The organism is Citrobacter sp. Ce006 (assembly GCF_030336535.1).
Lineage (GTDB): Bacteria > Pseudomonadota > Gammaproteobacteria > Enterobacterales > Enterobacteriaceae > Citrobacter > Citrobacter europaeus.
Map to the genome: position 1 here is coordinate 15,452 of NZ_JAOWDO010000055.1, position 21,470 is coordinate 36,921.

At 48.0% G+C, this 21,470-nt stretch carries 23 protein-coding genes; 14 read left to right on the plus strand and 9 right to left on the minus strand.

Annotation, left to right across the window (positions count from 1 at the left end; genetic code table 11):
* Positions 1-74 precede the first annotated feature (74 nt).
* The 3 genes from OGV94_RS03590 (at position 75) to OGV94_RS03600 (ending at position 1,973) form a co-directional block, all read left to right on the plus strand.
* Positions 75-812 carry a phosphatase gene (locus tag OGV94_RS03590; protein WP_043015869.1) on the plus strand — a complete coding sequence of 246 codons (738 nt, stop codon included), beginning with the start codon at positions 75-77 and terminating at the stop codon, positions 810-812.
* 23 nt (positions 813-835) lie between these two features.
* Complete coding sequence (locus OGV94_RS03595; protein ID WP_047412164.1) at positions 836-1,390, plus strand: TorD/DmsD family molecular chaperone; 555 nt, start codon at positions 836-838, stop codon at positions 1,388-1,390.
* A gap of 100 nt (positions 1,391-1,490) precedes the next feature.
* Positions 1,491-1,973: a DUF1097 domain-containing protein gene (locus OGV94_RS03600; protein ID WP_047412162.1), complete on the plus strand. Its 483-nt coding sequence runs from the start codon at positions 1,491-1,493 to the stop codon at positions 1,971-1,973.
* A gap of 45 nt (positions 1,974-2,018) precedes the next feature.
* On the opposite strand, the gene csgG is transcribed toward OGV94_RS03600, so the two are convergent.
* Genes csgG through csgD form a run of 4 tightly spaced genes read right to left on the minus strand, consistent with a single transcriptional unit; the run spans position 2,019 to position 4,364 of the window.
* The gene (gene csgG, locus OGV94_RS03605) at positions 2,019-2,852 is read right to left on the minus strand and encodes a curli production assembly/transport protein CsgG (protein ID WP_003036082.1); all 834 of its coding nucleotides are present in this window, start codon (positions 2,850-2,852) and stop codon (positions 2,019-2,021) included.
* A 25-nt stretch (positions 2,853-2,877) separates the two neighbouring features.
* A complete protein-coding gene (gene csgF, locus OGV94_RS03610; protein WP_043015872.1) occupies positions 2,878-3,291 on the minus strand; it encodes a curli production assembly/transport protein CsgF in 414 nt (137 codons plus the stop codon).
* 25 nt (positions 3,292-3,316) lie between these two features.
* On the minus strand, positions 3,317-3,709 hold the full coding sequence (csgE, locus tag OGV94_RS03615; RefSeq protein ID WP_043015873.1) for a curli production assembly/transport protein CsgE: 393 nt from the start codon (positions 3,707-3,709) through the stop codon (positions 3,317-3,319).
* Positions 3,710-3,713: 4 nt separating this feature from the next.
* On the minus strand, positions 3,714-4,364 hold the full coding sequence (csgD, locus tag OGV94_RS03620) for a biofilm master transcriptional regulator CsgD (protein ID WP_003036091.1): 651 nt from the start codon (positions 4,362-4,364) through the stop codon (positions 3,714-3,716).
* Positions 4,365-5,122: 758 nt separating this feature from the next.
* Between csgD and csgB the strand changes: the two genes are divergently transcribed.
* The 6 genes from csgB to OGV94_RS03650 all read left to right on the plus strand — a co-directional run bounded on the left by csgB (position 5,123) and on the right by OGV94_RS03650 (position 9,000).
* Positions 5,123-5,578: a curli minor subunit CsgB gene (csgB, locus tag OGV94_RS03625; protein ID WP_043015874.1), complete on the plus strand. Its 456-nt coding sequence runs from the start codon at positions 5,123-5,125 to the stop codon at positions 5,576-5,578.
* A gap of 40 nt (positions 5,579-5,618) precedes the next feature.
* Entirely contained in the window at positions 5,619-6,068 is a 450-nt protein-coding gene (gene csgA, locus OGV94_RS03630; protein WP_043015875.1) for a curli major subunit CsgA, read from the plus strand.
* 61 nt (positions 6,069-6,129) lie between these two features.
* Positions 6,130-6,462: a curli assembly chaperone CsgC gene (gene csgC / locus OGV94_RS03635; protein WP_043015876.1), complete on the plus strand. Its 333-nt coding sequence runs from the start codon at positions 6,130-6,132 to the stop codon at positions 6,460-6,462.
* A gap of 151 nt (positions 6,463-6,613) precedes the next feature.
* Positions 6,614-6,934, plus strand: a complete 321-nt coding sequence (locus tag OGV94_RS03640; protein WP_043015877.1) for a YmdA family protein — start codon at positions 6,614-6,616, stop codon at positions 6,932-6,934.
* A 100-nt stretch (positions 6,935-7,034) separates the two neighbouring features.
* Positions 7,035-7,577 (plus strand): O-acetyl-ADP-ribose deacetylase, encoded by a 543-nt coding sequence (gene ymdB / locus OGV94_RS03645; RefSeq protein ID WP_047412151.1) that lies wholly within the window; start codon positions 7,035-7,037, stop codon positions 7,575-7,577.
* A complete protein-coding gene (locus OGV94_RS03650) occupies positions 7,561-9,000 on the plus strand; it encodes a phospholipase D family protein (RefSeq protein ID WP_286522608.1) in 1,440 nt (479 codons plus the stop codon). The genes ymdB and OGV94_RS03650 overlap by 17 nt, the downstream gene beginning before the upstream one ends.
* Before the next feature lie 24 nt (positions 9,001-9,024).
* On the opposite strand, the gene mdoC is transcribed toward OGV94_RS03650, so the two are convergent.
* Positions 9,025-10,185 carry a glucans biosynthesis protein MdoC gene (gene mdoC / locus OGV94_RS03655; RefSeq protein ID WP_087050874.1) on the minus strand — a complete coding sequence of 387 codons (1,161 nt, stop codon included), beginning with the start codon at positions 10,183-10,185 and terminating at the stop codon, positions 9,025-9,027.
* Positions 10,186-10,456: 271 nt separating this feature from the next.
* Here mdoC and mdoG point away from each other — a divergent pair, with 271 nt between their 5' ends.
* From mdoG to OGV94_RS03670, 3 genes are all read left to right on the plus strand, one after another.
* Entirely contained in the window at positions 10,457-11,992 is a 1,536-nt protein-coding gene (mdoG, locus tag OGV94_RS03660; RefSeq protein WP_087050897.1) for a glucans biosynthesis protein MdoG, read from the plus strand.
* Positions 11,985-14,513: a glucans biosynthesis glucosyltransferase MdoH gene (mdoH, locus tag OGV94_RS03665; protein ID WP_032941800.1), complete on the plus strand. Its 2,529-nt coding sequence runs from the start codon at positions 11,985-11,987 to the stop codon at positions 14,511-14,513. Before mdoG ends, mdoH begins: the two co-directional genes overlap by 8 nt.
* Before the next feature lie 75 nt (positions 14,514-14,588).
* A complete protein-coding gene (locus OGV94_RS03670) occupies positions 14,589-14,816 on the plus strand; it encodes a YceK/YidQ family lipoprotein (RefSeq protein ID WP_047413529.1) in 228 nt (75 codons plus the stop codon).
* Here OGV94_RS03670 and OGV94_RS03675 read toward each other — a convergent pair whose 3' ends face one another.
* Positions 14,817-15,194 carry a MysB family protein gene (locus OGV94_RS03675; protein ID WP_043017882.1) on the minus strand — a complete coding sequence of 126 codons (378 nt, stop codon included), beginning with the start codon at positions 15,192-15,194 and terminating at the stop codon, positions 14,817-14,819.
* A 692-nt stretch (positions 15,195-15,886) separates the two neighbouring features.
* On the opposite strand from OGV94_RS03675, the gene OGV94_RS03680 reads away from it, so the two are divergent.
* On the plus strand, positions 15,887-17,218 hold the full coding sequence (locus OGV94_RS03680) for a sensor domain-containing diguanylate cyclase (RefSeq protein ID WP_213733558.1): 1,332 nt from the start codon (positions 15,887-15,889) through the stop codon (positions 17,216-17,218).
* Positions 17,219-17,279: 61 nt separating this feature from the next.
* Here the strand turns inward: OGV94_RS03680 and mdtG are convergent, their stop codons facing one another.
* Together mdtG and OGV94_RS03690 are read right to left on the minus strand one after the other, a co-directional pair.
* Positions 17,280-18,500, minus strand: a complete 1,221-nt coding sequence (gene mdtG / locus OGV94_RS03685; protein WP_043015885.1) for a multidrug efflux MFS transporter MdtG — start codon at positions 18,498-18,500, stop codon at positions 17,280-17,282.
* A 155-nt stretch (positions 18,501-18,655) separates the two neighbouring features.
* Positions 18,656-19,576: a Kdo(2)-lipid IV(A) acyltransferase gene (locus OGV94_RS03690; protein ID WP_043015886.1), complete on the minus strand. Its 921-nt coding sequence runs from the start codon at positions 19,574-19,576 to the stop codon at positions 18,656-18,658.
* Between the two features lie 220 nt (positions 19,577-19,796).
* Between OGV94_RS03690 and trhO the strand changes: the two genes are divergently transcribed.
* Entirely contained in the window at positions 19,797-20,849 is a 1,053-nt protein-coding gene (gene trhO / locus OGV94_RS03695) for an oxygen-dependent tRNA uridine(34) hydroxylase TrhO (RefSeq protein ID WP_043015887.1), read from the plus strand.
* Positions 20,850-20,894: 45 nt separating this feature from the next.
* Here trhO and OGV94_RS03700 read toward each other — a convergent pair whose 3' ends face one another.
* The gene (locus tag OGV94_RS03700; RefSeq protein WP_043015888.1) at positions 20,895-21,470 is read right to left on the minus strand and encodes a YceI family protein; all 576 of its coding nucleotides are present in this window, start codon (positions 21,468-21,470) and stop codon (positions 20,895-20,897) included.

A 21,470-nucleotide genomic window follows, 5' to 3' on the forward strand; every position in this document is an offset into this window, starting at 1 on the left:
AACTCGCATTATTTAGGGTATTAATGCCGGCGATACCTGCTATCCTTGACGGAAAATGACTACAGGAGAGAGTTATGTATCCCGTTGACCTGCATATGCATACCGTCGCCAGCACCCACGCCTACAGCACCTTAAGCGATTACATCGCTGAAGCCCGTCGCAAAGGCATCAAGCTGTTTGCCATTACCGATCATGGACCGGACATGGCGGATGCGCCTCATCACTGGCACTTTATTAATATGCGCATTTGGCCTCGTATTGTGGACGGCGTAGGGATCCTGCGCGGCATTGAGGCGAATATTAAGAATATTGAAGGCGAAATTGACTGCTCAGGTCCTATGTTTACCTCCCTGGATCTGATCATTGCGGGCTTCCATGAGCCGGTTTTTGCACCTCACGATAAAGACACTAATACCCAGGCGATGATCGCCACGATGGCCAGTGGTCATGTGCACATCATCAGCCATCCGGGAAATCCAAAGTATCCCGTTGATATCACGGCGATTGCGCAGGCGGCGGCAAAATATCAGGTCGCGTTGGAAATCAATAACTCCTCGTTTTTGCATTCACGTAAAGGCAGTGAAGACAATTGCCGCGCGGTCGCTGCGGCTGTGCGTGATGCCGGGGGCTGGGTGGCGTTAGGATCGGATTCACATACCGCTTTCACATTGGGAGAATTTGGCGAATGCCGTAAAATTCTCGATGATGTAAATTTCCCGGAAGACAGAATTTTAAACGTCACACCCAAACGCCTGCTGGCGTTTCTGGAATCGCGAGGCATGGAGCCGATCGCGGAATTTGCTGAACTGTAATTGTTACTAACTGGAATAAATGAATGAACGAGTTTTCTATCCTGTGTCGTGTACTGGGCTCGCTGTTTTACCGCCAGCCTCAGGATCCTTTACTGGTTCCCCTGTTTACCCTGATTAGCGAAGGTAAACTCTCCGCCAACTGGCCGCTGGAACAAGACGAATTACTTACTCGCCTGCAGAAAAACTGCGATATGCCTCAGTTGGCTGCGGATTACAACGCGCTTTTTGTCGGCGACGAGTGTGCGGTGCCGCCTTATCGTAGCGCCTGGGTAGAAGGGGCGAAAGAATCTGATGTTCGTGCATTTCTTTCTACCCGCGGCATGCCGCTGGCAGATACGCCTGCAGATCATATTGGTACGCTGTTGCTGGCGGCTTCATGGCTTGAAGACCAGTCTGCGGAAGATGAAAGTGAAGCACTAGAAACCTTGTTTGTGGAGTACCTGTTGCCCTGGTGTGGTTCGTTCCTTGGCAAAGTTGAAGCGCACGCAAACACGCCATTCTGGCGTACCATGGCACCGTTAACGCGTGATGCTATTGGCGCGATGTGGGATGAATTGCAGGAAGATACGGAAGAATAAATGTGATGTAAGTCACTTTAAACTGCAACGCAATTCATCACTTGCATAAATTGTGTGCACGATCTCATTCCTATGCCGTTTTTCTGCTAAGATACGCGGCATGAACATACTTCTCTCAATTGCAATCACAACGGGCATTCTCTCTGGGATCTGGGGATGGGTGGCCGTTTCTCTTGGCTTACTCAGTTGGGCTGGCTTTCTGGGCTGCACGGCCTATTTCGCCTGTCCGCAGGGTGGGCTGAAAGGGCTGTGGATCTCGGCGTGTACGCTGCTAAGCGGTGTGGTGTGGGCGTTGGTGATTATTAACGGTAGCGCGCTTGCCCCACATATGGACGTTATTGGTTATGTCATAACGGGAATCGTCGCGTTTCTGATGTGTATCCAGGCAAAGCAATGGTTGCTTTCATTTGTGCCAGGCACGTTTATTGGCGCATGTGCAACGTTTGCAGGGCAGGGGGACTGGCAGTTGGTCGTGCCGTCTCTGGCGCTAGGTCTGGTATTCGGCTATGCGATGAAAAACAGCGGGCTGTGGCTGGCGTCTCGCCGTGAAAATCGACTATCGTCTACGCTGACCAGTAAATAAAAAAGCGTGAGGGGTTCCTCACGCTTTTTATGCCAGAGAGAGCACTCAGGATTCCGGAGGTACCGACATATGGCGGTATTTAACCAGAATGTCATTATCAACCTGTTTCTTGTCCTGCAAATCCCACAATCCGCGATCAATCCCATCATTAATCAGGAAGATAACACCGGTTTCGATTGCTGACATCAGACACAGCATGACCGGTTCGTTAGAGGTGTAACCAATTTCACCTTCCAACAGTCGCTGGTAGTCAATGAAACGGAATACCCCAGCCTGTACTTCATAAGATAAAATAGTTTTGCTGGTATTCACCGATGAGAGAATTTCGCCGGTGCTGACGTTAACCACGCGCAGGTTCACCGCTATCTGGTCGAGCTGGTATTGCGTATCGGCGCCAATACCGAAATAGCGTGCACCAACACCTCCCGATTTAACGTTGCTTTCATAACCAATAATTGACCCTTCCACCATGACGTTTGCTGCGGTCAAAGATTGCAAAGGGATGCGGTTATTAATGGCAACAGTGCCGTTTTCCTGAGCCGCACGAATGATTTTTCGTTCGTTAAGCAGGTTCTGTAACCCCTGACGTTCCAGTGGGACGAACCAACGAGAATCCTTCAACGCGGTGACTAGCATAGCCGTTGCGCTTTGCGGGACGGCGGTTGAGAAGTTACTCGCAGGGTAAGGTTTAAACTGACCCGTTTCATCCTGGATATTGTAAACCGACACAAAGATCTTACCTGTAGGCATGGGCAGATGCGTCAAGTCTTTATAGCTTTGGGCTCGGGGCATTAATGTCGGCTTAGCGGCTTCTTGCGGCGGGGCTGTTAGACATCCGCTGAGTAAAATTACTGCCACCATGATAAGTAAGCGCTGCATGATTTTTTCCTTTCGTGGCTATAATTTAGAAATCGGTCGACTGATTTTGTAAACCCGACACTTCGATAGTCGACGTTCTCCCCGTTTTCCTGTCCGTGACATTCAGTTGCAGTTGCCCATCCCGGTTGGCGATATCAATGATAAAATCATTGGTTACCATCCTCCCCGGCTTACCGGTATTGATATTGGTGAGTAAGCCACCGAGTATTTGCGACTGTATCGCCTGGGTAAAGTTATCCAGCGCAGATGGCGTTTCAATCCCGAAATCATCGCCACTCGGATCTTTATACGAGTTTTGTGCCTGGGCGCTGTTGAGTAAAAAAGAACCGTTGTTTGGGTTGCCACCAAAGTTAGGGTTGCGGAACTGGAACGTCATATTTCCGGCCCAACTTAATGGTGAAATCAGCATGAGCAAAACCACTGCATGTTTGACACGCATGAAAGCCTCCGGACAAAATCATGTTTTAGAATTCATCGCGCGCTAAATCGCTCGTGCTTAATAGTGTTTGATCTATTTGCCGACGATTTAATGCTTCCTCAGTTTCTGCCAATGCAAAGACCACAATTTTGTCGAAGTCTCTTTTCGTCGGGAATAAAAAAGTCTGGAAGATAACGTCCTGATTGACCGTTATGGTGATCCAACTTCCCCAACGTGCACTGGGTCTTTCATTAATGGTTAAGTTTCCTGTGTACTCGCTTTCCCACTTGTCACTAAAGGCCCGGTAGAAATCATGGCCAATGGAAGAGACCGTGTGGTCAGTTAACAGTCCGGGAACCTCCACCTCTACAGCCGCGTGTAGATTCCCGGCAGCAAAGAGCAAATTTGCTGCCACAATCCAGGTCAAATAGCGTTTCATGGCTTTATCGCCTGAGGTTATCATTGGCCCACGAGACCGCCTGCGTACGATTTTTGACAGCTATCTTTTTGAAAAGATTATAAAGATGTGTTTTCACCGTATTTTCACTAATAAATAGTGAACGTGCGATTTCAATATTTGAGGCACCGATACGCAGTTTATTAAGGATCTCTTTTTCACGGTGAGTAAGTAATGCCGACTCCGTGCTGTTATAGCGGTAGTTCCCGGAATGCGTGATTAGGTAGCTGGCTAGCTTTTGCGAGAAGTAGCATTCGCCACGCAACACCCCTTGCAATCCGCTGACTACACGCTGTTCATCTTCAGTTGCGTAGAATACGCCATTGATGTGCGGCCAGTTTTCAATATCCCGGTAAGGATAATCATCTGGGGTATTCAACAATAAAGTCTTTATATTGTTGTTTTTTCTGCTCAAATTATCTTGCCAGTAATGGATCAGTTTTTTATCTGCCTCCATCATATCCAGTAAAACAATGCAGCTGGAGGAAATATCATCCAGAGAACGTTGAATATTATGTAGTTTTCCGGTTAACGCCAGCGACTGCTTTAAATGCTGTAATAACGCAGTTGCCTGCAGGGATGGTTTAGTGATCAACAATAATGTATGACCATGAATACTATGGACTTCATTAAACATGATGAAACTCCACTTTTTAGTCGCACACCTGACAGCTGTCTCTACTAAAATAGAGGCACCAGAAGTACTGACAGATGTTGCACTGCTGTGTAGAAATAAAATATCGACCCAATGGGGTGAAAATATTAAAACAAATGGACTTCAACTGATTTCAATCTAGCTATTACAAATCTTAAAGCAAGTGTTAAACATGTAACTGGATGTAAATTTATATATTAAATTGTGATTTTTGGGTTTTTGTGTAGTTTAGATTTGATAGTAAAGTTGTACATTTTAGCGTTATTGCATAGATTTAAAAAATCATACAAATTATAATATGTTGTTGATTTTTAATGGTTAAAACTATAATTAGATGGTTTTAGATTTCTAATGAATTCTGATCTTTTTGTCTCACTTTAAGTTGAACAATTTTAGATAGAAAAAAATGATGCTTGTCACGACTTGTACCGAGCACTATCCCGGAACCATCTGCAAGGCCCAGAAAACGCGGGAGAGGCGTTTTTTTGTTACTGCATAGAAATTCAATCTTCAGGTTACAGAAGAAATAAAAAACAGCGAAGTAATGGTGTTCTCTGCTGTTAATTAGTACTTTGGTGTGAATCTGGATATAAAAATACAACTGGCGGGTGAGTTATTTAAAATGTTTCAACGGACATACTCTTCATCGTAACGTGGCGTTAACAAATGTAAGTCACGTTAACAACAATTTGAGTGGTAAATAATTTAACCTTATGTACGACCAGGTCCAGGGTGACAACATGAAAAACAAGTTGTTATTTATGATGTTTACAATGCTGGGTGTGCCTGGGATTGCATCCGCAACAAGTTATGACTTGGCTAATTCAGAATATAACTTTGCGGTAAATGAATTAAGTAAGTCTTCATTTAATCAGGCAGCCATTATTGGTCAGGTTGGCACTGCGAACAGTGCAAATATTCGCCAGGGGGGCTCGAAGTTATTGTCGGTTATTTCGCAAGAAGGTTCTGGTAACCGAGCGAAAACAGACCAGACGGGATCATATAACTTTGCATATATTGATCAAACGGGTAGTTCCAATGATGCGAGTATTAAACAAGGGTCATACGGTAATACGGCGGTGATTATCCAGAAAGGCTCTGGTAATAAAGCCAATATTACTCAGTACGGTACACAAAAAACAGCAGTTGTGGTGCAGAGACAGTCGCAAATGGCAATTCGCGTTACTCAACGCTAATCCATTAACGACGTTTAAATCAATCCGATGGGGGTTTACCATGAAACTTTTAAAAGTGGCAGCATTCGCAGCAATCGTAGTTTCTGGCAGTGCTCTGGCTGGTGTTGTTCCGCAATGGGGCGGCAATCATCATGGTGGCGGTAGTAACTATGGCCCGGACTCTTCAATGAGTATCTACCAATATGGGACTGGCAACGTAGCGAATGCTCTGCAAAGTGATGCACGTAAATCAGATGTCACCATCACACAAAACGGGCGTGGCAACGGGGCTGTAGTGGGTCAGGGCGCTGATGACAGTACCATTAACCTGAAACAGACTGGCTTCCAGAACAGCGCTACTATCGATCAGTGGAATGCTAAAAATGCTGATATTAGTGTAACCCAGTTCGGTGGCCGTAACGGTGCGCTGGTTAATCAGACTGCGTCTGACTCCAACGTTCTGATCCGCCAGGTTGGATTTGGCAACAACGCCACAGCTAACCAACACTAATTCAGTTTTATGACTGATAATAAACAGGGCGTGAGCCCTGTTTTTTTTTCGGGAGAATAAGATGCATACGTTATTACTCATTGCCGCGCTGGCAAATCAAATAACATTTAATACAACTCAGCAAGGTGATATGTACACCATTATTCCTCAGGTGACGTTAACCCAGCCTTGCGTATGTGAGGTTCAGGTCCTTGCCGTACGCAAAGGGCAGGGGGGACAAAGCCAATCGCAGCAGAAAACAAGCCTTTCGGTCCCTGCTAATCGGCCGATTGAATTAACCAAACTGAGCTTTAATATTTCACCTGAGGATTCGGTCAAAATTATCGTTACCGTTTCAGATGGGCAGTCTCTGCATCTATCACAACAATGGCCTGACTCAAACAGTCATCCATAATTTTTTGCTTTATTTGCATTAAGGGTGTGGCTGGGAATGCGGTGCTGTTCTATGAATATAGAAACGTGTGAACGTTTGTATTTGATCGTTAATCGCAGCGGTGAAGGATCATTTCGATCCCTCAAGGATGGCTAATCATTGAGGAACCCTTATGTGTACATTATTAAAGCGTATTTTAAGTGCCAGTTTGTGTACTTTTTCTCTTTTGACTCTCCCCACAATGGCGCAGCAAATCACAACCGGCGGGGTTATTCATTTTCGCGGTGCAATCGTTGAATCGCCTTGCGACGTGAACACCCAGCAGCAGCAAATTGAATTATCATGTATGCGTGACGGCACTACCCGGAATAGCCTCTACAATCAACAACAGCTCGCGACAACCTCTCAGAACGTGCAACAAATTGCCACAGTCAAAATGCACTACCTCAATGAACAAAAAAACATGGCAATTCTTAATATTGAATATAAATGAGTCGCTGTGGCGTAGATATGCACACTTGCGGTTAAAAAGTGAGATTTCAAGGAAAACCCTGCTGTACACTTAACGAATAGTGTTTTGTCAGGGGGTACTTATGCAATCGCGTGTTCATGTGTTACATGGCGATATTACGACGGTCGCTGTTGATGTGATTGTCAACGCGGCCAATTCATCACTACTGGGCGGCGGTGGCGTTGATGGCGCGATCCATCGCGCTGCCGGACCCGCATTATTGGCAGCCTGCAAACAGGTAATCCAGCAACAAGGAGAATGTCCGACGGGGCATGCGGTTATCACTCTGGCGGGGGACCTTCCGGCAAAAGCGGTCATCCACACCGTAGGACCTGTCTGGCAAGGTGGAGGTCATCATGAGGCCGAACGACTCGAGGAAGCTTACTTAAACACGCTGCAACTGGCCCTGGCTAATGGGTATCAATCCATTGCTTTTCCGGCGATCAGCACCGGGGCTTATGGCTATCCCCGCGCCGCAGCGGCAGAAATAGCGGTAAAAACGGTGTTGAAATTTATTACCCGCCGCGCACTTCCTGATCAGATATACTTCGTGTGCTTTGATGAAGAAAACGCTCAACTTTATAAGAGGTTGCTAACACAACAAGGCGATGATAACACGGACTGATATGACCCGACTTGAGCGCGCCATCACGCCACTTTGCGAAAACCACCCGGGAGAATGCGGCATTCTTGCGTTGGATGATAGCCTCGATGCGTTTGCAGCTCGCTATCGGTTAACGGAAATGGCGGAACGTACCCTTGATGTGCAGTATTACATCTGGGAAAACGACATGTCCGGGCTATTGCTATTTTCCGTTTTGCTGGCTGCGGCGAAGCGGGGCGTCCGGGTGCGTTTGTTGCTGGATGATAACAACACGCCAGGTCTGGATGACACGCTGCGTCTGCTGGACAATCACCCTAATATTGAAGTTCGCCTTTTTAATCCCTTTTCCTTTCGCATTCTGCGCGCGCTGGGCTATTTAACCGATTTTGCCCGGCTTAATCGGCGCATGCACAATAAAAGTTTTACCGCTGACGGTGTCGTGACTCTCGTTGGTGGACGTAATATTGGCGATGCTTATTTTGGCGCGGGTGAACAACCGCTGTTTTCCGACCTGGACGTCATGGCTATCGGACCGGTTGTCAAAGATGTTGCGGATGATTTTGAGCGTTATTGGCACTGCCGCTCGGTTTCAACGTTGCAAAACGTGCTTGAGATGTCTGAGTCAGATTCTGTGCAACGTATCGAGCTACCTGAATCCTGGTATAACGATGATATTACCCGTCGCTATCTGCATAAGCTGGAAACCAGCCAGTTTATGTCCAGTGTCGATCAACGTTCGCTGCCGCTGATTTGGGCGAAAACACGTTTGCTGAGCGATGATCCTGCAAAAGGAGAAGGGAAAGCGCCGCGCCACTCGCTATTACCGCAGCGTTTGTTTGACGTGATGGGCTCGCCAACCGAACGTATTGATATTATTTCTGCCTACTTTGTGCCGACTCGCGCCGGCGTGGCGCAGCTCCTGAGACTGGTAAGAAAAGGCGTCAAGATTGCTATTTTAACCAATTCACTGGCGGCGAATGATGTGGCGATCGTCCATGCTGGCTATGCGCGCTGGCGAAAAAAACTGCTGCGCTACGGTGTAGAATTGTACGAACTTAAACCGACCCGCGATCGCGTTTCGGTCGTTCACGATCGTGGATTAACAGGTAATTCAGGCTCCAGCCTGCATGCGAAAACGTTCAGTATTGACGATCGAAAAGTGTTTATCGGCTCGCTTAATTTTGATCCCCGTTCGACGCTACTCAATACGGAAATGGGATTTGTGATTGAAAGTGAAGTGCTGGCCGGATTGATTCATAAACGGTTTATGCAAAGCCAGCGTGATATGGCCTGGCAGCTGCGTCTTGATCGTTGGGGAAGAATTAATTGGGTTGACCGACTTGCCGGCAGTGAACAGGTATTAAAAAAAGAACCCGCCACAGGATTCTGGAAGCGGGTTCTGGTAAAGCTGGCATCCGTGTTACCCATTGAGTGGCTGCTTTGAGCCACACGATGAATGCGAGAAAATCTAGCCTGCCACGGCCTTGTTTTTATCCTGCTTCACGGGCGGTTTACCCGAGAAGAGAAACTTCAGCACCGGTATACGTAAATGGATTTCGTACAGTATGACCGCAATCCCAACCACAAACAGCAAACCGCAAAGAAAACCCAGCAGATTCGACGAGATATGCGGTGTGATGTAAGCGCCAAAAAACAGCGTTAACGGGTGGTGCACCAGATAGATAAACAGCGACGCGTTGACAAAATAAGTCACGCGGGCCGACTGGAAATTAAGCAAACGGTGACCCAACGAAAAGACGACGTTCACCATCCACAGTCCCATGACCATGGTAATGACATATTCGGTTTCATACATCCAGGCATCACCATTGCCGTAACGCTGATTGAGCAGGTATGCAACAAATGCGAATGCAGCGCCCAGGGTGCAACCGCGCGACGGCGTGGTAAACAACGCCTTCAGATTCGGGTTGATAAACGCCAGTGCGCCGAGCATAAAGAAAGGCACATAGAACAGCGTTTGCATAACGATAAAATTGAACATGCCATCGCTGAGAATCGAAGGGTAAAGGATGAAAATCGTCCTTCTGACGGCGGCATAGCCGACACCCAACAAGATAAAAATCAGCGTTAATTTAGCCATTGACACCGCAGGCGCGCTGGCGGAATCGCTTTGCGTAAGCCTGTTTTTCATCAGGGTGAACACCCACATGCTCACGGTCGTTAACACCACCAGAACCAGTAGAAACCACAGATGGGAAATCAGCTCCCAGGCCAGCGCATTGTACTTATCGTAACCGCTGAGAGTATGCCAACTGTCTGCTTTTCCCTTTACATATTGCAGCATGATAAATTGCGGCAGCGTAAGCAATGGAATGGCGGTGAGCATTGGGATCCCCACGCGTTCTACACGCACCTTCCACCAGCGCTTTAAGGGATAGCGCAAAAACAGCATGTAGGAAAAATAACCTGAAATGACAAAGAAGACCTGCATGCGAAAAGCATGGATAAAGTCGTTAAACAGAGTCAACCACCACGACGGTTCCGCGCTGTTCACGTGCCAGGTGTGGGTCGAGTAAATCAATGAAATATGGAATGGGATCCCTAACAACATTAGCCAGGCACGGATGGAATCAAGAAAATATTCGCGTGGTGGTGATACAGAGCTCATAGACAGTTATGTATTCTCAGACTTTTCGTCTTATCCCTAAGACGAATAATGGTTACATTCGAGGGCAACCCTACACGAAGTCCAACAACCTGTCTCCAGGATAAGCACGCAAAGTGAAAACAGGTAGTTGAACCTGATTAAACCATGAGCCAGCGCGCGAACAATACAGGGATTCAGTTGTCGGAATACCCGATTATCCATTAAAATGGATCGGATCAATATAAGCACACAAAGGGGGAAGTGCTTACTAATTATGAAACATAAACTACAAATGATGAAAATGCGTTGGTTGGGTGCAGCAGTTATGTTAACGCTGTACACATCATCGAGCTGGGCGTTCAGCATTGATGATGTTGCAAAACAAGCTCAATCCTTAGCCGGTAAAGGCTATGAGGCGCCAAAAAGTAACTTGCCCTCCGTTTTCCGCGACATGAAATATGCGGATTATCAGCAGATCCAGTTTAACCGCGATAAAGCCTACTGGAGCAATCTCAAGACCCCATTTAAGCTCGAGTTCTACCACCAGGGTATGTACTTCGACACGCCGGTCAAAATCAACGAAGTTACCGCCACCGCGGTGAAAAGAATCAAATACAGCCCGGATTATTTTAATTTTGGCGATGTTCAGCATGATAAAGACACGGTAAAAGATCTCGGTTTCGCCGGGTTCAAAGTGCTGTATCCGATCAACAGCAAAGATAAAAACGACGAAATCGTCAGCATGCTCGGTGCCAGCTATTTCCGTGTTCTGGGTGCAGGCCAGGTCTACGGTCTGTCTGCGCGCGGTCTCGCGATTGATACCGCTCTGCCTTCTGGCGAAGAGTTTCCCCGCTTCCGTGAGTTTTGGATCGAGCGTCCGAAACCAACTGATAAACGTTTGACCATTTATGCCTTGCTGGATTCTCCGCGTGCAACCGGAGCGTATCGCTTTGTCATCATTCCTGGCCGTGACACGGTAGTTGATGTTCAGTCCAAAGTTTATCTGCGTGACAAAGTAGGCAAGTTGGGCGTAGCACCGTTAACCAGTATGTTCCTGTACGGACCAAACCAGCCTTCTCCGGCGACTAACTATCGTCCGGAACTGCATGATTCTAACGGTTTGTCCATCCACGCTGGCAACGGCGAGTGGATTTGGCGCCCGCTGAATAACCCGAAACATCTGGCGGTCAGCAGCTTCGCCATGGAAAACCCGCAAGGTTTCGGCCTGCTGCAGCGTGGCCGTCAGTTCTCTCGTTTTGAAGATATCGACGATCGATACGATCTGCGCCCAAGCGCCTGGATCACGCCAAAAGGTGACTGGGGTAAAGGTAAGATTGAGTTAGTTGAAATCCCAACTAACGATGAAACTAACGATAACATCGTTGCGTACTGGACGCCGGATCAACTGCCAGAAGCCGGCAAAGAGATGAACTTCAAGTACACACTGACGTTCACGCGTGATGAAGACAAGCTTCATGCGCCTGATAGCGCCTGGGTACAGCAGACTCGTCGTTCTACCGGTGATGTAAAACAGTCCAACCTGATTCGTCAGCCTGACGGTACCATCGCGTTTGTGGTGGACTTTACCGGCACAGATATGAAAAAGCTGCCGCAGGATACCCCGGTTACCGCACAAACCAGTATTGGCGACAACGGCGAAATCGTTGAAAGCACCGTGCGCTACAATCCGGTATCTAAAGGTTGGCGTTTGATGCTGCGCGTGAAAGTGAAAGACGTGAAGAAAACCACTGAAATGCGTGCTGCCTTGGTCAATGCCGATCAGACGCTGAGTGAAACCTGGAGCTACCAGTTACCTGCCAATGAATAAGACAACTGAGTATATTGACGCAATGCCGCTTTCGGATATCGAAAAAGCGGCACTGCCGAAAACTGACATCCGCGCCGTTCATCAGGCGCTGGATGCCGAGCATCGTACTTACTCGCGCGAAGATGATTCACCGCAGGGTTCTGTAAAAGCTCGCCTTGAGCAAGCATGGCCGGATTCTCTGGCTAAAGAGCAGTTGGTTAAGGATGATGAGGGCCGCGATCAACTGCAGGCGATGCCAAAAGCAACGCGTACCTCTATGTTCCCCGATCCCTGGCGTACCAACCCGGTTGGCCGTTTTTGGGATCGTCTGCGTGGGCGCGATGTGACTCCGCGTTATCTTTCTCGGTTGACGAAAGAAGAACAAGAGAGTGAGCAAAAATGGCGTACCGTAGGCACCATTCGCCGCTATACGCTGTTGATCTTAACTCTGGCGCAAACGGTCGTAGCAACCTGGTATATGAAGACGATCCTTCCGTATCAGGGGTGGGCATTCATTAATCCTGTAGACATGATGGGGCAGGATTTGTGGGTCTCCTTTATGCAACTGCTGCCCTACATGCTCCAGACCGGCATTCTGATTTTGTTCGCCGTGCTTTTCTGTTGGGTATCAGCGGGATTCTGGACCGCGCTGATGGGCTTCCTGCAACTGCTGATTGGGCGAGATAAGTACAGCATCTCCGCCTCAACGGTTGGTGACGAACCGCTGAATCCCGAACATCGTACGGCATTGATTATGCCTATCTGTAACGAGGACGTAGACCGCGTATTTGCGGGACTTCGCGCCACGTGGGAATCGGTCAAAGCAACGGGCAACGCTGAGCATTTCGATGTTTATATCCTGAGCGACAGCTACAATCCTGATATCTGCGTGGCAGAACAAAAAGCATGGATGGAGCTGATTGCCGAAGTGCAGGGCGAAGGGCAGATTTTCTATCGCCGTCGTCGTCGTCGTGTGAAGCGTAAAAGCGGCAACATTGATGACTTCTGCCGCCGCTGGGGAAATCAGTACAGCTACATGGTCGTGCTGGACGCGGACTCCGTGATGAGCGGCGACTGTCTGAGCGGGCTGGTGCGCCTGATGGAAGCGAATCCAAATGCCGGGATTATTCAGTCTTCACCGAAGGCTTCCGGTATGGATACACTGTATGCACGCTGCCAGCAGTTTGCGACCCGTGTTTATGGACCGCTGTTTACCGCCGGGCTTCACTTCTGGCAATTGGGTGAATCGCACTACTGGGGTCATAACGCGATTATTCGCGTGAAGCCGTTTATCGAGCACTGCGCACTCGCGCCGTTACCGGGCGAAGGCTCATTTGCGGGCTCGATCCTCTCCCATGACTTCGTGGAAGCGGCATTGATGCGTCGTGCTGGTTGGGGCGTGTGGATTGCCTACGATCTGCCGGGCTCTTATGAAGAGCTGCCGCCGAACCTGCTGGATGAACTCAAGCGTGACCGTCGCTGGTGTCATGGCAACCTGATGAACTTCCGTCTGTTCCTGGTGAAGGGGATGCACCCGGTTCACCGCGCGGTGTTCCTGACTGGCGTTATGTCCTATCTGTCGGCACCACTCTGGTTTATGTTCCTCGCGTTGTCGACCGCATTGCAGGTGGTGCATGCGTTGACTGAACCGCAGTACTTCCTGCAACCGCGTCAGCTATTCCCGGTATGGCCGCAATGGCGACCTGAACTGGCAATCGCGCTGTTTGCCTCAACGATGGTCCTGCTGTTCCTGCCGAAGTTGCTGAGTATTTTGCTCATCTGGTGTAAAGGAACGAAAGAGTACGGTGGGTTTATCCGCGTTACGCTGTCGCTGCTGCTGGAGGTTTTGTTCTCCGTCCTGCTGGCGCCGGTGCGTATGCTGTTCCATACCGTCTTCGTCGTGAGTGCTTTCCTCGGTTGGGAAGTGGTGTGGAATTCGCCGCAGCGTGATGACGATTCGACCCCGTGGGGTGAAGCGTTTATGCGTCACGGGTCTCAGTTGCTGCTGGGGCTGGTGTGGGCGGTGGGTATGGCCTGGCTGGATCTGCGTTTCCTGTTCTGGCTGGCGCCGATTGTCTTCTCGCTGATCCTGTCGCCGTTTGTGTCCGTTATTTCCAGCCGTTCTACGGTTGGGTTACGTACCAAGCGCTGGAAGCTGTTCCTGATCCCGGAGGAGTATTCTCCGCCGCAGGTGCTGGTGGATACGGATACCTATCTGGTGATGAACCGCAAGCGTACGCTGGACGACGGTTTTATGCATGCGGTGTTTAACCCGTCATTTAACGCACTGGCAACGGCAATGGCGACTGCGCGTCACCGTGCGAGTAACGTACTTGAGATTGCCCGCGACCGCCATGTGGAGCAGGCGCTGAATGAAACGCCGGAGAAACTAAACCGTGACCGCCGCCTGGTGCTGTTGAGCGATCCGGTGACGATGGCGCGTTTGCACTATCGCGTCTGGAATTCACCTGATAAGTATTCTTCATGGGTGAATTACTATCAGGGGCTGACCCTGAATCCGCTGGCACTCAGGAAAAAATAAGCGTTATGTAATGTGAAAATACCGGCCTGGTGCCGGTATTTTTTTATACTGAATAAAAGAGGCGGGAGATATCAGGTGCGAATAGTAGCCGTGGGAATTATGGTGATCTTCTTGAGCGGATGCGGCAGCATTATTAGCCGAACTATCCCAGGACAAGGGCACGGAAACCAATACTATCCTGGTGTGCAATGGGACGTACGCGACTCCGCGTGGCGTTACGTCACCATCCTCGACCTGCCATTTTCGCTGGTATTTGATACGCTGCTGCTACCGCTCGACATTCACCATGGACCTTACGAATAACTATCGCTCGTCCCATTCATCGGCTGCGGTCTGACCTTCTTCGGTATCCAGGGGAGGCTCCAACTGGAATTCACCTTCATCCCATTCGTGAAGCGTGTTTTCTTCCTGCCACTCCTGACGAATCTCAATTTCATCGTAGTCACCATCAAAAACACTTTGCGCGGCTTCGCCACTCAACATTGGCAGGCATTCACCATCTACATCATCCTCGTCAGCAAAGAATTCCGCCTGCCACATAATGTCACCATCCTGTAGCACGTATTTTTGGACGCTTAGCTGTTGAACGCTGGCGTCGTCTGACTCAAGGTCAGGGTTATCAGCGAGAAACACTTCCCGAGCCGCATCAATAGCCTCTTCCAGCGTGGCATAAAAATTCATGTCATTCTTTGCCATATTCCTTCTCCTAAGGCGAACAATAAAGGGTGATGATTCAATCTATAGACGGCGATTCGCAGAGCGTCAAACCCGTTGGCAGCGTGGCTAACTCAATCAGATGATCACCGCCTGCAATGTCTATGAAGCTGGATAAAAGTAATCTCGGTAGTTTATGCAAAAATTTACATTGGCAGATACTGAAGCCGACGTAATATCAGGAAAAAAAATCAAGAAAAAATAGTAATGTATGTGGTTTGCAATGTAGTAATGAAAATCAAAAAAATAAAAGCGGACGTCATATAAGAAAACCTTTATCACCAACAGGCTTTTGCTAAGGTTTTGTGTGGATTCCTGCAGGCAGTCATGCACTGAATTTTTTATAACACTCTTAAATCAAAGGAGAAAATTAATTTTACGGTCAGGAGTATTGCATATGCAATTATTGAAAAACAATAAACCAGCAAGCATCAATGGTAATGCTAAGGTATCCTTAGTGTATGGACTTTGTTAAAGCTTTGATGAGCGTTTCAAAAGCATACATAATAATAGATGATTAATACCAGATGTTATAAATCTATATAAAATCATTAATTTGGGAATGAATCAATATCATTGAACTTGTGCTGTTATAATGTTTGCAAAAATTAATGCTTTAATATATAAAATGCAGAATTAAGAATTCTCCTAAGGTTGTTATGGATAACAGTAATTCAAATAATGGAAGGTTGATGGCTTTCTATGTAGTCTGTTTGGCTGGTTATATTCTAGGGGGGGTGTGTCTTACACAATTTAAATTAACAATACAGAGTGTACCGCAAACAGTATATTTAATTATAATTGTAGGCCTATTCTTTTTATACGGAATAATTTTCCTGTTTATGTTGTTCCAGTATCTTTGTAGAAAAGATCTCACCTGCTTAATGATACTAGGAATGGCATTTCTTGGGAATGATGTTTTTTTTGCTGAGACTATCTACATCGTTCAAAATTTGATTAATGACAATGTTTCGATCGAAAAAAGAACAAACGATATTGCTATATTCTATTATTTTCGACAGGTCAGTTTTATAGCATTGTTATTCATATCTTTAAAGTCTTACAAAGAAACTTCGACAGTTATTGAAACCAACGAAAGAGAACCTTGCTATATCGTTCTGGCTTTTTTAATCATGCTGGTAATCGCTGTTGTGGCGCACATTCTGGCCAGTTACAACCCTAATTTTACAATCGAGATCACAAGCCTGAAACCTGATAATGTCACGGTGCACTGGCATATTGGGTATATTTATTCACTTATTGTGTCCTGGAGTCTGGTTCTGTTGTATTTAATCATTAAAACCAGAATGAAAAATATATTGTGGAAAAGCATAGGGTTGCTGTGTTGCTCGGGAATATTAACCAACGTACTACTTCTGAGTCTGGATGAATACAGCATGTATATTTGGTATGTCAGCAGGGGCATTGAGGTGATAAGTACCCTGTGTATAATATCAATACTTATGTACAACACCTTCATTATCCTGAAAAAAGAAACGGATTCAGCTATTAAAGACGCAATGACGAAAATATATAACCGTAAACTGTTCTACAGGTCATTAAAATCAGCGTTAGCAAAAGGCGTAGTGAGTGTAATGGTGTTGGATATTGATAAATTTAAACGGATTAACGATACCTACGGTCATCAGGAAGGTGACAGAGTAATAATCAGTGTTGTCAATATTATCAATAAATCAATTAGGGATACGGATATTTTTGCAAGGGTAGGTGGCGAAGAATTTGCGATCCTGCTTAAGTGTAACGATAAAGATGAAGCTATTGTGATAGCGGAACGGATTAGACGGAATATTGAGAATGGTACGGCAATACCAAATGCGTATGAGTTGAAAGAAAAAATGACGATAAGTATTGGCGTATATTGTAGCAAAACTGCTGATGAATCAGCGGACAAAGTCGTTTCATATGCAGATGCTGCGCTGTATGAGGCCAAAAATACTGGCAGGAATAAGGTATGTTACTATTACAATTAAGACTTAAATGAGTGTCGGGTGAAAAATATCATTCGATTCTGAGAAGATAAATACACTCAAATCATCCTGCGGCCTCAGGACTCCGGCGACGGCGCAGGCTATTCCATGAATAGAGGGCGTTAAATAGTACGACGCCCGCGGTCACACAGAAGACGGCGCGAAAACCATAGTTGGCAGATATCGCCGCCCCCATTAATGGTCCTGTTACGTTGCCGATGTCGCGAAATGACTGGTTATAACTGAAAATCCGCCCGGCGATCTGATTCGTTGAGTTATAGACCAGCAGCGTTTGTACCGCCGGGAGCAAAGCCCCATCGGCGGCACCCAATAAAAAGCGCAGAACCCCCAATTGCCAGGGCGTCTGTACGAATGACATTGGAATAAGTAACAGCACGGAGATGACCAGAGCCACAATCAGGATCTTCTCCGGGCCAATTCGATCACCGAGTTTACCAAGCCTTGGGGCGCTTATTAACGCAGCGACACCCGGAACGGAGGCAATCATCCCGCTGATAAAAGCGATGTTACTGACGTTACCAGCCAGCTCGCGAACGTACAGCGTCAGAATGGGTGCAATAGAGCCGGTTGCTACCTGAATGATAAGCGTAGTGACAAACAGGCTCAGCACCAGTTTTGGGTTCTTTAAAGAGGTTACCACTTCGCGAATGTGCAGCATCTCTTTCTTGCTTACCGCCTGGAAACGCTCGCGGATAAAAAATAGCGTCAGGATAAAACAGACCAGCAGCACGCTGGCAGTGATGAAAAATACCGGGCGTAAACCGTACTGATCCGCGAGCAGCCCGCCGGCTAACGGTCCGAGCAGCGCGCCGCTGACGCCTCCGGTTGAGAGCGTACCCAGCGCCCAGCCGCTTTTGTTGCGCGGAACCTGGGTAGCGATCAGCGCATTAGCGTTGGGAATGAAACCGCCGAGAAGACCTAACAGGGCGCGCAGGATCAAGAACTGCCAGATATTTTGCGCCAGGCCCATCAGCAGCATCACAATAGCCATGCCCAACGCGGAACGCAGCAGCATGATTTTTCGCCCTTTGCGATCGGCAAGGCCACCCCAGAAAGGAGAGGCGATGGCGGAAAAGAGAAACGTGATGCTGAAGACCAGGCCTGACCACATGTTCAGGGCGCTATGACCCGTGACGCCCAGACTCTCGACATAGAGCGGCAAAAAGGGCATAACCAGGCTAAATGCTGCGCCGGTTAAAAAACAACCCAGCCAGGCAACGGTGAGGTTGCGTTTCCAGTTTATGGGAGCATCTGAGGGTGACATAGCGTTCCGCAGTGTGACGCGCTGTTTGCGCTATCGATTGAATATAAGTAAGCAGACTAATTATGCGCCTGGTTGATAGTTGCTGCAATGCGGATAGCAGTTAAACCTAAAGCGGGCAGGGAAAGTGTTGCAGCCCTCAGGGCTGCAACAGCGATTTAATACAGGGAAGGGGAGCCTTCGGGGCGCGTCTTGAAGCGACGGTGCAGCCACATGTACTGCTCAGGAGCCATCATGATGCATTGCTCAACAATCTTATTCATCCACGCAGCCGTAGTTTCCGCGTCGTCTAACGGCGGAGAACACTCCGGAGGCAGCATAATCAATTGATACCCTTTACCGTCAGGCTTGCGGCGAGGAACAAACGGGACCAGACAGGCATTGGACATACGCGAAAGCATCCAGGTCCCGGAGGTCGTTGCGGCTTGTTCAACAGCAAAAAGCGGTACGAACACGCTGGCGCGAGGACCGTAGTCATGATCCGGCGCATACCAGACCACTTCGCCTTTTTTCAACGCTTTAATCATTCCTTTCAGGTCTTTACGGTCGAGCATTGATTTATTCGAACGCATACGGCCCCAGGTTTGTAGCCAGTCGAGCAGCGGGTTGTCGTTAGGGCGATACACACCAATACCTGGCTCCTGCAAACCAAACTGACGCGCACCCAGTTCAAGGGTCAAAAAGTGCAGACCCACCAACAAAATTCCCCGCTTTTGTGCCTGAACGTCGCGGATATGCTCCATCCCGATAACTTCCGTCCAGCGTGAAATACGCTTGTCGGACCAAAACCAGGCCATTCCGGTTTCCATCACGCCCATGCCAACGGACTCAAAGTTTTTGACGATCATCTGCTGGCGTTCCTGCTCGCTCATCTGCGGAAAGCACAGTTCCAGATTGCGGGATACAATTTTTACCCGACGTTTCATCAAACGTAACGCCAGGCGACCTAATGCGCAGCCCAACTTATAAAGAATCGGGTAGGGTAACTGCACGATTAACCAAAGGATGCCAATGCCCAGCCAGGTTAACCAATAACGTGGATGCAGTAACGCAGCCGAAAACTTGGGTAAATTCGTCATGTCTATCCTGTCTTCAAACGACCAATTCCCTGTATTGTCGCATTTTTTCGTGCATTTCAAAAATTTGTGACGGGAGAACGGTGATTAAACCAACAATTGTTGTCGCGCGTTTATATTGAAGTAAGAAATGTAGCGCAAAATGTGTGGATGTAAATTGGCGATGTTTGCTTTATGATGCCGCCGATTTCCATTTACTTCCAATTTGCAGGATACGTACACCATGCCAGTGTTACACAACCGCATTTCGAACGACGCCCTCAAAGCCAAAATGCTGGCCGAGACTGAGCCGCGCACGACGATCTCATTCTATAAATATTTCACTATTACCCACCCTCAGCACACACGTGATGCACTGTACCAGATGTTCACCGCATTGAACGTCTTCGGGCGCGTCTATCTTGCTCATGAAGGAATCAACGCACAAATCAGCGTACCGCAAAGCAACGTCGAGACATTTCGCCAGCAGCTTTATGCGTTTGATCCCGCATTAAACGGATTGCGTCTGAATATCGCGCTGGATGATGACGGTAAATCGTTCTGGGTGCTGCGTATGAAAGTACGTGAACGCATCGTGGCGGATGGGATTGACGATCCGCAATTTGACGCCAGCAACGTGGGGGATTACCTGAAGGCGGCAGAAGTAAACGCCATGCTGGACGATCCTGACGCGGTATTCATTGATATGCGCAACCACTATGAATATGAAGTGGGCCATTTCGAGAATGCACTGGAAATTCCGGCAGACACGTTCCGCGATCAGTTACCGAAAGCGGTTGAAATGATGCAGGCGCATAAAGATAAAAAAATCGTTATGTATTGCACGGGCGGGATCCGTTGTGAGAAAGCCAGCGCCTGGATGAAACACAACGGATTTAGCAAAGTCTGGCACATCGAAGGCGGTATTATTGAATATGCCCGCAAGGCGCGTGAACAGGGACTTCCGGTACGTTTTGTCGGTAAAAACTTCGTTTTTGACGAGCGTATGGGCGAAAGAATTTCTGAAGATGTCATTGCGCATTGCCATCAATGCGGAACGGCGTGCGACAGCCATACCAATTGCAAAAATGATGGCTGCCATCTGTTGTTTATCCAGTGCCCGGCCTGCGCGCAGAAGTATAACGGCTGCTGTAGCGAGTTGTGCAGCGAAGAGAGTGAGTTGCCGGAAGAAGAGCAACGTCGTCGTCGCGCTGGCCGCGAAAATGGCAACAAAATCTTTAATAAATCCCGCGGTCGCCTGAATACCAAGCTGGGCATTCCGGATCCCACGCAATAAAATGATGCCGGCTGAGGGGTAAGACCTCATCCGGCAACTCATGTTTTACTTCTGCTGGACACCTTCCACTGAGATTATCAGATCCACTTCCTGTGACGCCGGACCGAGATCGGTGGTGATGTTGAAGTCCTTCAGTTTAATTTTCCCTTGTGCTTCAAAACCAGCGCGCGTACCGCCCCACGGATCGCCGCCCTGACCTATCAGCTTCGCGTCCAGCGTAACCGGCTTAGTGACGCCGTTCAGGGTCAGATTACCGGTGATATCCAGATCGTTCCCTTCTTTTTTCACGCTGGTGGAGCTAAACGTCGCCTGTGGGAATTTGGCCACGTTAAGGAAATCTGCGCTGCGCAGGTGCTTGTCGCGTTCAGCGTGATTGGTGTCAACGCTGTTGGTGTTGATGGTCACGTTGACCTTATCGGCTGCGGGATTTTTCTCATCAAAGGTAAATGTACCGTCGAAATCTTTAAAGGTGCCGTACAGCCAGCTGTAACCCAGATGCTGGATACGGAAATTAACAAAGGCATGCTGTCCTTCCTTGTCAATCTTGTAATCTGCCGCCACGGCCGAGCCAGCGGTGAATAACAAAGCGGCGAGTGTCAGTCCAGGCAGGTTTTTTTTCAT

What these genes read in the sequence shown, in the direction of transcription:
- OGV94_RS03590 (WP_043015869.1), top strand. Translation starts at nt 75, where the DNA reads ATGTATCCCGTTGACCTGCATATGCATACCGTCGCCAGCACCCACGCC.
- OGV94_RS03595 (WP_047412164.1), top strand. Translation starts at nt 836, where the DNA reads ATGAACGAGTTTTCTATCCTGTGTCGTGTACTGGGCTCGCTGTTTTAC.
- OGV94_RS03600 (WP_047412162.1), top strand. Translation starts at nt 1,491, where the DNA reads ATGAACATACTTCTCTCAATTGCAATCACAACGGGCATTCTCTCTGGG.
- csgG (WP_003036082.1), bottom strand. Translation starts at nt 2,852, where the DNA reads ATGCAGCGCTTACTTATCATGGTGGCAGTAATTTTACTCAGCGGATGT.
- csgF (WP_043015872.1), bottom strand. Translation starts at nt 3,291, where the DNA reads ATGCGTGTCAAACATGCAGTGGTTTTGCTCATGCTGATTTCACCATTA.
- csgE (WP_043015873.1), bottom strand. Translation starts at nt 3,709, where the DNA reads ATGAAACGCTATTTGACCTGGATTGTGGCAGCAAATTTGCTCTTTGCT.
- csgD (WP_003036091.1), bottom strand. Translation starts at nt 4,364, where the DNA reads ATGTTTAATGAAGTCCATAGTATTCATGGTCATACATTATTGTTGATC.
- csgB (WP_043015874.1), top strand. Translation starts at nt 5,123, where the DNA reads ATGAAAAACAAGTTGTTATTTATGATGTTTACAATGCTGGGTGTGCCT.
- csgA (WP_043015875.1), top strand. Translation starts at nt 5,619, where the DNA reads ATGAAACTTTTAAAAGTGGCAGCATTCGCAGCAATCGTAGTTTCTGGC.
- csgC (WP_043015876.1), top strand. Translation starts at nt 6,130, where the DNA reads ATGCATACGTTATTACTCATTGCCGCGCTGGCAAATCAAATAACATTT.
- OGV94_RS03640 (WP_043015877.1), top strand. Translation starts at nt 6,614, where the DNA reads ATGTGTACATTATTAAAGCGTATTTTAAGTGCCAGTTTGTGTACTTTT.
- ymdB (WP_047412151.1), top strand. Translation starts at nt 7,035, where the DNA reads ATGCAATCGCGTGTTCATGTGTTACATGGCGATATTACGACGGTCGCT.
- OGV94_RS03650 (WP_286522608.1), top strand. Translation starts at nt 7,561, where the DNA reads ATGATAACACGGACTGATATGACCCGACTTGAGCGCGCCATCACGCCA.
- mdoC (WP_087050874.1), bottom strand. Translation starts at nt 10,185, where the DNA reads ATGAGCTCTGTATCACCACCACGCGAATATTTTCTTGATTCCATCCGT.
- mdoG (WP_087050897.1), top strand. Translation starts at nt 10,457, where the DNA reads ATGATGAAAATGCGTTGGTTGGGTGCAGCAGTTATGTTAACGCTGTAC.
- mdoH (WP_032941800.1), top strand. Translation starts at nt 11,985, where the DNA reads ATGAATAAGACAACTGAGTATATTGACGCAATGCCGCTTTCGGATATC.
- OGV94_RS03675 (WP_043017882.1), bottom strand. Translation starts at nt 15,194, where the DNA reads ATGAATTTTTATGCCACGCTGGAAGAGGCTATTGATGCGGCTCGGGAA.
- OGV94_RS03680 (WP_213733558.1), top strand. Translation starts at nt 15,887, where the DNA reads ATGGATAACAGTAATTCAAATAATGGAAGGTTGATGGCTTTCTATGTA.
- mdtG (WP_043015885.1), bottom strand. Translation starts at nt 18,500, where the DNA reads ATGTCACCCTCAGATGCTCCCATAAACTGGAAACGCAACCTCACCGTT.
- OGV94_RS03690 (WP_043015886.1), bottom strand. Translation starts at nt 19,576, where the DNA reads ATGACGAATTTACCCAAGTTTTCGGCTGCGTTACTGCATCCACGTTAT.
- trhO (WP_043015887.1), top strand. Translation starts at nt 19,797, where the DNA reads ATGCCAGTGTTACACAACCGCATTTCGAACGACGCCCTCAAAGCCAAA.
- OGV94_RS03700 (WP_043015888.1), bottom strand. Translation starts at nt 21,470, where the DNA reads ATGAAAAAAAACCTGCCTGGACTGACACTCGCCGCTTTGTTATTCACC.